Annotated in this window: 10 protein-coding genes; 1 reads left to right on the top strand and 9 read right to left on the bottom strand. The window is 65.1% G+C overall.

Features of this window, described 5'->3' with window-relative positions:
• The 4 genes from radA to AC4PRM_RS10750 form a co-directional block, all read right to left on the bottom strand.
• Complete coding sequence (gene radA, locus AC4PRM_RS10735) at window positions 1-1,365, bottom strand: DNA repair protein RadA (protein ID WP_492039842.1); 1,365 nt, start codon at window positions 1,363-1,365, stop codon at window positions 1-3.
• A 152-nt stretch (window positions 1,366-1,517) separates the two neighbouring features.
• Window positions 1,518-2,558, bottom strand: coding sequence for an alanine racemase (gene alr / locus AC4PRM_RS10740; RefSeq protein WP_492039843.1), 1,041 nt, complete (start codon window positions 2,556-2,558; stop codon window positions 1,518-1,520).
• Window positions 2,559-2,625: 67 nt separating this feature from the next.
• Entirely contained in the window at window positions 2,626-3,708 is a 1,083-nt protein-coding gene (locus AC4PRM_RS10745) for an ABC transporter ATP-binding protein (RefSeq protein WP_492039844.1), read from the bottom strand.
• Window positions 3,709-3,798: 90 nt separating this feature from the next.
• On the bottom strand, window positions 3,799-5,946 hold the full coding sequence (locus tag AC4PRM_RS10750; protein WP_492039845.1) for a DEAD/DEAH box helicase: 2,148 nt from the start codon (window positions 5,944-5,946) through the stop codon (window positions 3,799-3,801).
• Window positions 5,947-6,307: 361 nt separating this feature from the next.
• Between AC4PRM_RS10750 and AC4PRM_RS10755 the strand changes: the two genes are divergently transcribed.
• Window positions 6,308-6,724 (top strand): hypothetical protein, encoded by a 417-nt coding sequence (locus AC4PRM_RS10755; protein WP_487922006.1) that lies wholly within the window; start codon window positions 6,308-6,310, stop codon window positions 6,722-6,724.
• 19 nt (window positions 6,725-6,743) lie between these two features.
• Here the strand turns inward: AC4PRM_RS10755 and AC4PRM_RS10760 are convergent, their stop codons facing one another.
• The 5 genes from AC4PRM_RS10760 to AC4PRM_RS10780 form a co-directional block, all read right to left on the bottom strand.
• Entirely contained in the window at window positions 6,744-7,640 is an 897-nt protein-coding gene (locus tag AC4PRM_RS10760; RefSeq protein ID WP_492039846.1) for a hypothetical protein, read from the bottom strand.
• A 20-nt stretch (window positions 7,641-7,660) separates the two neighbouring features.
• Window positions 7,661-10,279 (bottom strand): fimbria/pilus outer membrane usher protein, encoded by a 2,619-nt coding sequence (locus tag AC4PRM_RS10765; RefSeq protein ID WP_492039847.1) that lies wholly within the window; start codon window positions 10,277-10,279, stop codon window positions 7,661-7,663.
• Window positions 10,276-11,133 (bottom strand): fimbrial biogenesis chaperone, encoded by an 858-nt coding sequence (locus tag AC4PRM_RS10770; protein ID WP_487922009.1) that lies wholly within the window; start codon window positions 11,131-11,133, stop codon window positions 10,276-10,278. Before AC4PRM_RS10770 ends, AC4PRM_RS10765 begins: the two co-directional genes overlap by 4 nt.
• 179 nt (window positions 11,134-11,312) lie before the next feature.
• The gene (locus AC4PRM_RS10775; RefSeq protein WP_492039848.1) at window positions 11,313-12,095 is read right to left on the bottom strand and encodes a hypothetical protein; all 783 of its coding nucleotides are present in this window, start codon (window positions 12,093-12,095) and stop codon (window positions 11,313-11,315) included.
• 77 nt (window positions 12,096-12,172) lie between these two features.
• Window positions 12,173-12,934: a hypothetical protein gene (locus tag AC4PRM_RS10780; RefSeq protein ID WP_492039849.1), complete on the bottom strand. Its 762-nt coding sequence runs from the start codon at window positions 12,932-12,934 to the stop codon at window positions 12,173-12,175.
• Window positions 12,935-13,157: the final 223 nt, after the last annotated feature.

A 13,157-nucleotide genomic window follows, 5' to 3' on the forward strand; every position in this document is an offset into this window, starting at 1 on the left:
TCAATAGCGGTTCTGCGAGATTCGTTCGACCACTTCGGTCAGGCGGGTCACCGGGGTCAATTTCACACCCTTGTCCTTCACCGTGAGGGGAGGGGTCAGAGCGTTGTCGAACCCCAGCTTCTGCGCCTCGCGCAACCGCGCCTCGGCCCGGCCGACGCTGCGAACCTCGCCCGACAGGCTGATCTCGCCGAAGACGACGCAGCCCTGGGGCAGGGGCATGTCGGTGGCCGAACTGATCAGGGCCGCCGCCGCCGCCAGATCCGCCGCCGGCTCATTGATACGCAGGCCACCCGCCACATTCAGATAGACGTCCTGGTCCCCGAAGCCGAAGCCGCAGCGTGCCTCGAGCACCGCCAGGACCATGTTGAGCCGCCCCGTATCCCAGCCGACGACGGCGCGGCGGGGCGTGCCATAGGCGGACTTGGACACCAGGGCCTGCATCTCGACCAGCACGGGGCGTGAGCCCTCGATCCCGGCGAAGACGGCGGCTCCCGGAGCCCGGTCCTTGCCCTCGCCCAGAAACAGGGCGGATGGGTTGGACACTTCGCGCAGACCCGCATCGCCCATTTCGAACACGCCGATCTCGTCCGTCGCACCGAAGCGATTCTTGCCCGCGCGCAGGATGCGGAAGGGATAGCCGCGCTCGCCCTCGAAGCTGAGCACGGCATCAACCATGTGTTCGACCACGCGCGGCCCGGCAACCTGGCCGTCCTTGGTGACATGGCCGACCAGCACCACGGCCACGCCCTGCGACTTGGCCAGCCGCACCATCTCACCGGCACAGGCGCGAACCTGCGTCACCGAACCGGGCCCCGCCTCATGGGCGTCGGACCACAGGGTCTGGATCGAATCGACGATGACGATATCGAACTTTTCGCGATTCAGCGTGCCGAGAATCTCGCGTAGCGCCGTGGCGCTGGCCAGTTCGACAGGAGCCTTCTCCAGCCCCATCCGCTTGGCGCGTGCGCGGATCTGCTCGACGGCTTCCTCGCCCGAGATATAGGCCACGCGCCGTCCCGACATCGCCGCCCGCCCGGCCACGTCCAGCAGCAGGGTCGACTTGCCCACGCCGGGGTCGCCGCTGAGGAGGATGGCCGAGCCTGGGACCACGCCGCCGCCGCAGACGCGGTCGAACTCGGTCACGCCGGTGACGATACGCGGCGGCTCGGGCGTGTCGGACTGCAGGGTCTCGAACTGGACGCCGCGGGTCCGGGCGGTGCTAGCGGGCTTCATCGCGCCGGGCGGGGCGGAGCGGCTCTCCTCGACGATGGAGTTCCACTGGCCACAGGCCCCGCACTGGCCGGACCACTTCCCGTGGACAGCCCCGCAGGACTGGCAGACATAGATCGCGCCGTCGCGGGCCATCAGGAAGTCCACTCAGAAAAAAACGAGTGCACATCGTGCACTTTCGCCGTGGGGCGCGCCTTCAGATCGGCCCCGCCGTCACACTCGAAAATCATCGGAACGTCCCCACTGCGGGTAGGAACATAGAGAGAACAATCTCTCCCTGCCAGTCCCTATGTCGATACATAGACGCGCGGCACGCGCGCGGTGACCGAGGTAAGCAGTTCATAGGCGATGGTCCCGGCGGCCTGTGCCGCATCGTCGATCGGCCTGTGGGCACCGAACAGTTCGACGCTATCGCCCACAGCTACGTCAAGATCGGTCGCATCCACCGCGCAGACGTCCATGGAAATCCGCCCGACCAGCGGCCGCAGCATCCCGCCGATCCAGACCTGGCCCCGTGGGCTGTAGGACCTCAGGACGCCGTCCGCGTAACCCGCCGCGACGGTGGCGATGCGGCGCGGTGCCTCCGCGATGAACCCACGCGAATAGCCGACGCTCTCGCCCGCAGGCACGTCACGGACCTGAAGAATGTCGGCACAGAAGGTGGCGACGGGGCGGACGCGCGGGTCCGGCCGCCCCTCGGGACCGCCACCATACAGGCAGATGCCGGGGCGCGCGGCGTCGAAGGCATAGTCCCGGCCCAGGAAATCACCGCCGGAGTTGGCGAAGGATCGGATCGTGCCGGGATAGCGGGCGGCGACGGCGGCGAACACATCACGCTGGCGGGCGTTCATCTCGGCTGAAGGATCGTCGGCGCAGGCCAGATGGCTGAGAACCATCGTCAGGCCGTCGAACGGTTCGGGGGCTTCCTCGGGTCGAAACCCAAGACGATTCATGCCTGTGTCGATCTGAAGAGCGCAAGGGCCGGACCCGGCGGCGCGCCAGGTCGCGAGCTGGGCACCATGGTTCAGCACGGGCCGAAGGTCGGCGGCTTTCAGGGCCGGCGCCGTCTGGCCGACGCAGCCGTCCAGCACATAGATGACCGGCTCCGGCCCCAATGCCGCGCGCAGGCCGACGCCCTCCGCAGCCCGTGCCACGAAGAAGGTCCGGGCCCCCTCGGCCATCAGACGGGTGGCACAGGCGACGGCACCCAACCCATAGCTGTCGGCCTTGACCACCGGATGGACCGGAACGCCGGTGGCCGCTTCCAGCGCATGGAAGTTGGCGGCCAGGGCATTCAGATCGACGGTCAGGCGGGTCGGGGAGGGCATGCGGGACTGTAAGAGACAGATGTTGTGCGATGCAACATCTTCGGTTTCCCTCTCCCGGTGAGAAGGATCAGAGTCGCGGAAACGCCGTGCCGTCTGCATCAAACAGGTGCGCCTGCGATGCCGGAACCTTTATCGTCATGACCTCGCCCGCCGTCGGCCGCGCCTCGCCGGGGAGCAGGGCGGTCAGGGCGATCTCGTCATAGGTCAGATAGGCATAGGTGGCGTGGCCGAGCGTCTCCACGAAGGTCAGAGTGGCCGGCAGGGTGTCGCCCTCGGTCGCCCCGCCGATGTGCTCGGGCCGGATGCCGACTGTGACCTTGTCGCCGGCCTTGGCTGCCGAGGCATCGACCGCGACCGAAAGGGTTTCCCCGCCCGCCAGCCGCACGTTCGCGCCGCTCGCCGTCGCTGTGACCAGTTCGCCGGGCAGCAGGTTCATCTTCGGGCTGCCGATGAACTCGGCGACGAACAGGTTGCGGGGGCTTTCGTATAGGTCCATCGGCCGGCCGACCTGTTCGATCACGCCGCCGTTCAGCACGACGATCCGGTCAGCCAGGGTCATCGCCTCGACCTGGTCGTGGGTGACGTAGATCATGGTCGTCTTCAGCCGCTGGTGCAGGGCCGCGAATTCGTAGCGCATGCGGACGCGCAGACTGGCGTCCAGGTTGGACAGCGGCTCGTCGAACAGGAAGACCTGCGGCTCGCGCACGATGGCGCGGCCGATGGCGACCCGCTGGCGCTGGCCGCCCGACAGGGCCTTGGGCTTGCGATCCAGGTATTCGGTGATGTTCAGCGTCTCGGCCGCGCCGCGCACGCGCCGGTCGATCTCGGCCTTGTCGGCCTTGGCCAGCTTCAGGCCGAACGCCATGTTCTCATAGACGCTCATGTGCGGGTAGAGCGCATAGGACTGGAACACCATGGCGATGCCCCGGTCGGACGGCGACAGGTCGTTGACCGTGCGGCCGCCGATGGCGATCTGACCGGCGTCGACCTCTTCCAGCCCGGCGATGGTACGCAGCAGGGTGGACTTGCCGCAGCCGGAAGGGCCGACGAACACCACGAACTCGCCGTCGGCGATCTCCAGATCGATGCCCTTCAGGACTTCGGTCGTGCCGAAGCGCTTCTTCACACCGGCCAGCCGGACGTCCGCCATGTTTCCTCGACCCGCAGTCTCTTGATTTGCGGCTTACCGTAAACGGTTACAGGGATGGTGCAACGGGTGGCGGACCCGCAGGTCCGCTCCCTACCCGCGGGGCGTCTTGCCCTTGTAGGGCTTGTTGGTTGCCGGCTTGCCCCGGGCGTCCTTGGCGGCCCAGGGACGGTCGCCGCCCTGGGGCTTGCCCTTCGGCTTGCCTTTCCAGGGCTGATCGCCGGAAGCGCCGGGCGCAGCGTCGGAGCGCGGGGCCCAAGGGGTTTTGCCCTCGACCGGCGGCTTCTTGACCCAGGGCTTCTTGCCTTCGGGTGTCGGGTCGTTCGGCGTGCGCTTCACCCAAGGCTTGCCTTCGGCGGCGGGAGCAGGGGCGGCGTCTTCGCGGGCCTTCCACGGCTTCTTGTCGGCAGGCGCAGCGCTGTCGTCGCGCTTGACCCAGGGCTTCTTTGCCGCGCCTTCAGGACGATCCTCGCGCGGTTTCCAGGCGGGCTTGTCGCCGCCCTCTTCGCGCCTGGCCCAGGGCTTCTTCTCGGCACGGTCGGATTGCGGACGATCGCCGGACGGCCTCTTGTCCCATTTACCGACAGGCTTCTCTGACGGGCCGGGTTTCACGGCCGGATCGATCTTGACGCCGTCTTCCAGACCCAGGGCGATGGCGGCCTCGAACTTGGCCTTCATCTCCAGGGTAATCTCGAACTTGGTCTCGCGGTCGAAGATCTTGATCGAGCCGATGTCGCGCTTGGTCACATGACCCAGGCGGCAGATCGTCGGCATCAGCCATTTGGGATCGGCATTCTTGTCGCGACCGATGTTGATCCGGTACCAGACCATGTCGCCGCCACGGGCAAAGTCCGTATACGGAACGTCGGGCTGACCCTTGTCGTTCTTGCCACTGGCCTGCTGGCGCTTCATCCGCTCGTCGTCATAAACGTCTTCAGGCGGCGGCAGCTTCTGGCGATACAGCTGGATCAGGGCGGCGGCGATCTGTTCCGGGCTGGATTTCTCGAGCAGCTGCCGGCCCATGGCCAGGGTGTCTTCGTCCTCGATGACGGCCGTCAGGACGGGATCGGCCAGCATGCGTTGCTGGTCCTTGGCGCGGATTTCCTCGGCACTGGGCGGGCCGGACCACTCGGCGGTGATGCCGGCCGAAGACAGCATGATCTCGACCTTGCGGCGGCGCGTATAGCTGACCAGCAGGACGGAGACGCCCTTCTTGCCCGCGCGACCGGTCCGGCCCGAACGGTGCAGCAGCCCGGCCTTGTTGACCGGAATCTCCGCATGGATGACCAGGCCCAGGTCGGGCAGGTCCAGACCGCGTGCGGCGACGTCGGTGGCCACACAGACGCGGGCATGGCCGTCGCGCAGGGCCTGCAGGGCTTCGGAGCGCTGGCTCTGGGTCAGTTCGCCGGACAGGCCGACGACGGAGAAGCCGCGCTCGCGAAGGCTGGCGGTCAGATGCTTCACCCGCTCGCGCGTATTGGCGAACACCAGGGCGCCGGGGGCCTCGAAATACCGCAGCACATTGACGACGGCCAGTTCGACCTCGTTGGGCGCCACGCGGATGGCTTTATACTCGATGTCGGCGTGCGATCCGGCACCGGCCACGGTGTCGATGCGCAGGGCGTCTTTCTGATAGGTCTTGGCCAGTTGCACGATGTCGCGCGCCAGGGTGGCCGAGAACAGCAGGGTCCGGCGCTCGGCGGGGGCGGCGTCCAGGATGAAGGTCAGGTCCTCCTGGAAGCCCATGTCCAGCATCTCGTCGGCTTCATCCAGCACGACGGCCTGAAGCGTCGACAGATCCAGCGCGCCGCGCTCGACATGGTCACGCAGACGGCCAGGTGTACCCACCACGATATGACAGCCGCGGTTCAGCGCCTGACGCTCCGTCCGGGGGTCCATGCCGCCGACGCAGGAGACGATGCGCGCACCCGTCTGGGCATAGAGCCATTGCAGCTCGTTGGAGACCTGCAACGCCAGCTCGCGGGTCGGGGCGATGACCAGGGCGACGGGGGCGCCGAACTCTGCGAACTTCTCCGCCTCGCCCAGCAGGGTGGGGGCCAGGGCCAGGCCGAAGGCGACGGTCTTGCCGGACCCGGTCTGGGCACTGACCAGCAGGTCGCGGCCGGTGCCGTCCTCGTTCAGCGTGGCCTCGAGGACGGCGGACTGGACGGGCGTGGGCTCGGCATAACCACGGGCGGAAAGGGCGCGGTCGAGCGCGGGATGACTGGCAGGAAAAGGCATGAACGTTCCGTAGGGCACCAGAGCGGTGCACGCCAGCCGTGACGGTTGGCGAAAGGGGCGCGCACATGCGCCATGATCAAGGCCGAATGGTGGTCACGGCAGCTGGGGTATGCCGAATTCTGGCCGAGACCGGTTTGCACATTACGAGGTCAGATCGGCGTAAAACCTCCAAACCAGCAACGCCTCTTGTGAAGACAGTGTCTGTCAAGGTTACCGCGCGTTAGTGACGCTTGGTCAGGCTCTACTAAGCCTGTCTGGTCATCGCCTACTAAGGCTGTCTGATCGCCATAGTTTAAGTCCTCGCGCTTATGTTCGTGCTTGCAGAATGCATTGCCCGAGGTGGCCCATGACTTGTCTGAAGATGAATAGCCGCAAGATCGTCGCCGCATCCCTGGCTTTGGGGATGCTGGCCGGAGCAAACGCCGCGTCGGCAGGCGAATCCCAGTCCGGAACGACCTACCGGCTTCGGGCAACGGTTCCCGTCGCTTGCTGGGTTCGTCCCCAGGGCAGCGTGCTGGCAGGATCGGGCCGGACCGGTGCGGTCGTCGAGGCTTGCAACAGCCCTGGTGGCTTCACGGTTTCGGCCAGCTACCGCCAGCTGAAGGATACCGAGAAGGCCGTCATGACCTATGGCGATCGAATGATCGACCTGTCGAAGACCGGCGAGCAAATGCTTCGCCGCTCCAACATGGCCACTATTCGCACCGTCGATTACAGCTTTGGCCAGGTCGATCTTGACGAGCCGCTGATCCTGTCGCTGACGATCCAGCCCATCTGATCGATGACGACGGCAGCCTTCAGAGGGCTGCGATCGTGAAGGTAAGCACGTCGGTGTAGTCACCGGCGCGCTTGCCGCGGACGTCGCCGATGTTGACGCTGAGCGCGTAGTCGTCGGCTCTCGGCCTGCGCGAGACGACCTCGAAGCGGTCACCCTGTCCAAGGTTCATCGACTTGTCGTCCACCAGCAGGCCGTAAGCGACGTACCATTCGCTGGCCCCCAGACGCAGGCGGCCCTGGTTGGATGAGCGCACGGAGACGCTGTAGCCGCCGGTGCTCAGGACATACAACGATGTCGCAAGCGGACGCACGCCTTCCCTGAGTTCCCCCAGGTCGATCTGTGCCACGCCATTGTTGCGCTGAAACGCACCTTTCAGGCCCATGACGGCCGTGGGAATCACATTGATGGCCAGTGCCACGGGCCGCTCGGCCAGAGGAGAGCCATCGCTCGCATCGACGGCGATGAAGGCGTCCTGGGAATAGACGCCTTCGCCCAGGGGCGCGTCTGTGGCCGTTGCAAATGTGAACCGCACCAGGGACCGTTCGCCGGGCGCGATATTGACGGGACGCGCGTTGAGACGGCGCGCATTCTGGCCGACGCGAGGAGTGACGTCGCTGCCGCTGCGTTCATCGATCAGGGCGTAGCCTATACGTTCCGGCTCACCGTTGCGGGACAGACCATAGGGTTGGCCGCGCAAATCCACCCGGATCGAGCCGCTGCAGGCCGTATCACCCTGATTGACCAGGGCGACGTCGAACTGGCGTTGGGCCCCTTCGCTGGTGAAGGGGTCGTGGCGGATCAGCCACTGGTCCTGGGCCGGCTGGATTGACAGCTGGCAGTCGGCAAGCGCGGTGCCTGCCGATGCCAGGGTGATCGCGGCGACGGCACCGAGGCCGCCCAATAGTCTGTTGCGCATCCGGTCCATTCCTGGCCTCGCTATTCGACAACGTCGATGGGTATGTTGACAACCGACAGGTCGAGCAGACCGTCGCTGTCTTCCGGCACTGTAAATTCGAAACCCTGTGCCGGTTGGGTAAACAATTCCACGCGATAGCGTTTGCCGGGCTCCAGATTCTGGATGGCAAAACGGCCGACCGAGTTGGTGAAGAACAGTTGTGGTTCCGCCTCCGGCTCGTCCAGCGAACGCAGGCGGCCAGATGTCAGGGCCAGAGGCTTGTCCTGATTGCCGACCAGACGACCCAGGGCGCTGACGAAGGCGGCACTGCCGACTTCGATTGCATAGCCGCTGCGATAGGTCGGACGAACACGCAGGATGCCCTCGCCGACATCATAACCCACAGGCGCATCCAAGGCGTCATAGCGGACCGACTGGTTCACATAGGACGACAGCTGATTGTCGAGCGCGGGTCCGAATGCGCCGCTGCGGCCCGTGTAGCGACCGCCTTCGAGGCTTTCGCCGACGATGACGCCGCTGTCTTTCAGGCTCTCGTGCGGATAGACGATGGCGAAGCTGTCGCCGATCGTGCGTCCGATGGCCCAGTGCCGACCGGTCGTCGCGATCGCGCTACCGATACGGAAGCTGGTGACCTGTTCCTCGGTGATGTTGCCGAAGTCTCGCCCGAAGGCAGCGTGGGACAGGGTCGCGTCGAAACGGTTGCTGTAATAGTCGACCTGACCGGACACCGAACCGGCACCCCCGTCATAGGTGGACGCCAGAGAATAGCCGAAGCTGTCGACGCGGTTCTCCGGGGACTGCTGGAAGCGGACGCTGCCGGAATCGCGGGCCGAGTTGTAACGGGCCTCCGCGCGACGGTCGTAGCGCGGGGTCCAGATCAGGGCGAGGGTGACGCCGACCTCGTTGCCACCAGGCCCCGTGAAGATGTTGCTGCCGAAATTGCTGTATTCCACCCCGACCTGTGCGCTCCATTGCGGGCTGAAGCGGTAGGTGCTGGAGGCATTGACGCTGTAGGAGTCATCACGCGTATCGTCGTGGCTCATCCGGTAGGAGGCGCTGACGTTGCCGACCCAGTCGATGTTGAACCGCCGCGCATAACCGGCGCTGAAGGCCCAGGAGGTAGGGTTCTGGCCGAAGCGGTTGCCCAGGGTCGAGAAATCCTCGGACGTGTATTCCGCCAGAACGGTCCAGTTGTCCGCCAGGCCATCACGCTCGACGACGTAGTCGTAACTGACCGCACCGGCATAGCCGAAGCCGACTTCCTGGCTGTTGCTGAGCGAGGCGTCGAACTGAAGGCGAGAGCCGTTCTTGAGGATCAGCTGGGTCTGGCCCGTTACCGTCTGGGCATATTCGGCAGCCTGCAGCCCCAGACCGATGGCCGGTCGGTTCATGAAGGCCTTGCGCCAGTAACCGGTGAAGGCGACGTCGCCGTCGGAATAATCCGGCGATCCGAACAGACCCTCGCTGGTCAGGCCCAGATAGGCCCCATATTCGTAGTCGCCCGGCTCCAGGTCGATGCTGTCCAGATAGGCGCTGTAGGCGACGTTCTCCAGCGAGCCGGACTGCCCCTGAATTTCCAGCTGGATGTCGTTGCTGCCGGTATCGAGCGGCAGGTTGCTGAGGTCGTACTGACCGGGATCCAGCCGGAATTCTCGCAGGAACAGGCCGTTGCGAAGCACGCGGACAGTCGATTCCTCGCGCAGCACCAGCTGGCGCGAGCCCGACAGGACGTTGTTGCGGAACGATTCAAACCGTCTGCGCTGACGGGCGACACCGATACCGCCCAGTTCCACGAAGCCCTGGCGGCCCCGCGTTTCCGGGTCCAGATCGCCCAGATACCAGCGGCGATAGTCTTCAGGCTGATCGAAGACGAAGCGCGCATAGCGACGCTCCATCTCGTACTCGCCGGTAAAACGGTCCTCGCGACCCTGCACGTCCGCTTCGAACACCAGCGACTTGTAGCGGATCGCACCATTCAGGAAGACGCTGGGGGCTTCGATGTCCCCGGTCGAGTTGCGACGTTGAATGGCCAGATTGGTGTTCAGATAGGCCGTGAAATTCTCGGGCGGCTGTTCGGGTGCGTCAGGGCGTCCGCCCTGGAACAGCATTTCCGGCAGGCGCTTGGTCGGGTCGATCCGAAGAACCAGAACCGCCAGCTGTTCCGGATCGTAATCCAGCTGGATGCCCGTGGCGTTGATCTCTTCGGGTGGGAAGGATTCGATGCCTTCCAGCGACGCCGCCAGTTCGGCCTGCGCCTCTTCGGTCAGCAGGGGGCTGATGAGGGTCTGGAAGCCCGCGCTATCGACGATGAAGCGGTCGTCACTGGTCAGCAAAACAGGCAACTCGCCGAGGACCCGACGATTGAAGTTCAGCGGAACCGTAATCGCGATGTCGCGGTCGTAGGGGTTGATGTTCGGCCGTGTCGTCGGATCCTGAGCCGGTGTTGCGGCAGGGGCAGCGGTGGCCTCGACCTCAGGAGCCTGCGGATCGGCCGGGGCCGGTGTCGACGCAGGAACCTGCGGCATCTCCTGATAGGGTCGGAAATCACGCGCGGAGGCACCCAGCGCGGGCTGGCACGTCAGACCGGCGACCAGGGCCCCCGTCGCCGCCGTCAGGAAAAGTCCCCCCCGGAACCTCATCGTGTGAACCGTACCGTTATGGGTTTGGATGGATCCAGCTGGATGCCACCCGTCGGGATTTTGAAGACGCGGCGTCCACCGGCGGGGGCCAGATAGCCGACGCCAACGGTTTCAGAAACCTGCTGGCCGGTCATGACCTGGCTGTAGGGCTGTCCGGCCATGTCGGTGCCGGCGATATTCCAGGTGGCACCGCTCATCAGGGCATAGCGCTTGCCGCTGTTGGTGACGCTGATTTCCAGACCCGGCTCAGACGGGGGCGGGGGCAGGGCCTCGCCCTGTGTCAGGCTGGGATCGATTTCGGGCGCGGGCGGAGACACCATGGCAGGGACGACGGACGTCACCTCGACATTGGGCTGGGCACCGGGAGGAGCCACCACGATCAGGGCCTTCATGGTGTAGAGAACCGAAACGGAAACGGCACCGCCGCCTTCCGTCGAGGTCGGTTCGGTGGCGACCGGCAGCTGGCGGACCCACAGATAGTAGGCGCGGCTAACGTCGATCTCGGGCTCGCCGACCCACTGCACGCGCACGACCTGACGGCCACCGACGGGCACCAGGCCCTGGGGTGGGAAGACCAGGAAGTTTTCGTCGGACGGCGTCTCGATCAGTTCGCCATTCTCGTCGAAGTCGATGCTGGTGATCATTGTTTCGAAAGGCAGGGCGGCGGAACCGATATTGCCCACCTCGATCCGGGCCGTGGATCCGGCACCGGTGGTGGTCAGTTCGGACACCATGGGGGCCACCCGCATGGCCCAGGCTGCAGCCCCGACCAGTGACAGACCGGCGGTCGCCATGACGACACAGACCGCCATGCGCATGCTGCGCGACAGGATCGACATCGTTCGGAACACCATTGTTATTCGCCCCCAAAGACCGCTTATCGCCGGTCAAACGTTCTGTAATCGTTTAGATAGCCGACTTGATGCAGGCTTGATCGAATCCTGTTCAGCAAAACTCGTGCCGCGCAGATTTCGTCAGAAAGCAGAACGGGGGAGACCTGAGTCCCCCCCGTTCCATAGGCGTAGCGCGGTCTTTACAGGCCGGCCGAGATGGTGACGCCGAAGGTGCCGGCGTAGGAGCCAGCGACCAAAGCCTTTGCGGGGACCGGAATGACCACGTCCAGGGACATGGCGGACTTCCAGGCACCGTGTTGGGCCGAGGCTTGGTCGGAGGTGGTGGCGACCGTCAGGGTCTGGTTGGTGCCGGCAGCCGGACCGCCGGTGGCGGGGCTGGCGACGTAGCTGGCGGTGACCGAGTAGGGCAGGTTGGCTTGGAAGACATTGCTGTCGTAGGCCGAGGCGCCGGCATTCACGAGACCGTTCAGGTCGGTCTTCTGGATGCGGACGGTGTTGGCGGTGTTGCAGCCGGCCAGGTTGGTGTCGATGCTGACTTCGGCATCGTCAACCATGGTGAAGGCAGCGGCCGGGCCGGTGTTGTCCGAGGCGTAGATGCCGATCTGGCCGAAATCCAGGGTCTCGGTGTCGTTGTTGCCCGAATAGTAGGCGCAGTCGGTCGAAACCGTGCCGGTCATCGTGAAGGTAGCGCCGTCCGAACCAGCAGCAGTGCCGTTGTCGTCTGCGGCGTTGCCCAGGGCGTGCCACGACGAAGCGCCGGCAAGCGTGCCAGCAGCGCGCTGAATGTTGCGGCCGTGGTCGATCGCGGCGGTTGTGCTTGGCGAGAAGCTGTAGGTGTAAGTTCCGCTACCAGCGGGCACCAAGTTGCGTTGTGTTTGACCTTGGTTGATGTCCTGGGCCGAAGCGGCCGAGGCGGTCAGGGCGACGGCGGCGACGCCGGCGAGAAGCGAAACGATTTTCATGAGCTTACTTTCCGTTTGGATGTCCAGGCGGACAAAAGGCGTGGGTGGAGGTCCACCCACGCCGTATCAGTCGGTCTTTACAGGCCGGCCGAGATGGTGACGCCGAAGGTGCCGGCGTAGGAGCCAGCGACCAAAGCCTTTGCGGGGACCGGAATGACCACGTCCAGGGACATGGCGGACTTCCAGGCACCGTGTTGGGCCGAGGCTTGGTCGGAGGTGGTGGCGACCGTCAGGGTCTGGTTGGTGCCGGCAGCCGGACCGCCGGTGGCGGGGCTGGCGACGTAGCTGGCGGTGACCGAGTAGGGCAGGTTGGCTTGGAAGACATTGCTGTCGTAGGCCGAGGCGCCGGCATTCACGAGACCGTTCAGGTCGGTCTTCTGGATGCGGACGGTGTTGGCGGTGTTGCAGCCGGCCAGGTTGGTGTCGATGCTGACTTCGGCATCGTCAACCATGGTGAAGGCAGCGGCCGGGCCGGTGTTGTCCGAGGCGTAGATGCCGATCTGGCCGAAATCCAGGGTCTCGGTGTCGTTGTTGCCCGAATAGTAGGCGCAGTCGGTCGAAACCGTGCCGGTCATCGTGAAGGTAGCGCCGTCTTCATCGGCGGCAGTGCCGTTGTTGTTCGCGGCGTTGCCGAAGGCGTGCCACGACGACACCAGCGAGTTGCCGTTGTTGGCGTTGGCGCGGTTCACGGCGGCACCGATGTTGGCGAAGAAGCCGCCGCCCTGGACGTTCTGGTCGCCCAGAAGGTGGAACTGGCCCTTGTTGATGTCCTGGGCCGAAGCGGCCGAGGCGGTCAGGGCGAGGGCGGCGACGCCGGCGAGAAGCGAAACGATTTTCATGGTCAGTCTCCAAAGACAGATGAGTGTGTGGTCGTGTCGATCGAGACGAATCCCCCCGATCTTGGGTTTGCGATTAACAACGTGTAAACAAGTAAGTCAACCGCAAATATCAATGTTACGTGGTTAAGCTGTCGTATTCCCCTCATTGGCGAAAATGGAAATCGTCAATGCGAAAGCACTGTCACAGAATGGTGACGTATTATGACGCAATACTGGATATCAA

The sequence above is a fragment of the Brevundimonas sp. DW-iso22 genome (assembly GCF_058725425.1).

What these genes read in the sequence shown, in the direction of transcription:
- AC4PRM_RS10755 (WP_487922006.1), top strand. Translation starts at nt 6,308, where the DNA reads ATGAATAGCCGCAAGATCGTCGCCGCATCCCTGGCTTTGGGGATGCTG.
- alr (WP_492039843.1), bottom strand. Translation starts at nt 2,558, where the DNA reads ATGCCCTCCCCGACCCGCCTGACCGTCGATCTGAATGCCCTGGCCGCC.
- AC4PRM_RS10760 (WP_492039846.1), bottom strand. Translation starts at nt 7,640, where the DNA reads ATGCGCAACAGACTATTGGGCGGCCTCGGTGCCGTCGCCGCGATCACC.
- AC4PRM_RS10765 (WP_492039847.1), bottom strand. Translation starts at nt 10,279, where the DNA reads ATGAGGTTCCGGGGGGGACTTTTCCTGACGGCGGCGACGGGGGCCCTG.
- AC4PRM_RS10770 (WP_487922009.1), bottom strand. Translation starts at nt 11,133, where the DNA reads ATGGTGTTCCGAACGATGTCGATCCTGTCGCGCAGCATGCGCATGGCG.
- AC4PRM_RS10780 (WP_492039849.1), bottom strand. Translation starts at nt 12,934, where the DNA reads ATGAAAATCGTTTCGCTTCTCGCCGGCGTCGCCGCCCTCGCCCTGACC.
- AC4PRM_RS10745 (WP_492039844.1), bottom strand. Translation starts at nt 3,708, where the DNA reads ATGGCGGACGTCCGGCTGGCCGGTGTGAAGAAGCGCTTCGGCACGACC.
- AC4PRM_RS10750 (WP_492039845.1), bottom strand. Translation starts at nt 5,946, where the DNA reads ATGCCTTTTCCTGCCAGTCATCCCGCGCTCGACCGCGCCCTTTCCGCC.
- AC4PRM_RS10775 (WP_492039848.1), bottom strand. Translation starts at nt 12,095, where the DNA reads ATGAAAATCGTTTCGCTTCTCGCCGGCGTCGCCGCCGTCGCCCTGACC.
- radA (WP_492039842.1), bottom strand. Translation starts at nt 1,365, where the DNA reads ATGGCCCGCGACGGCGCGATCTATGTCTGCCAGTCCTGCGGGGCTGTC.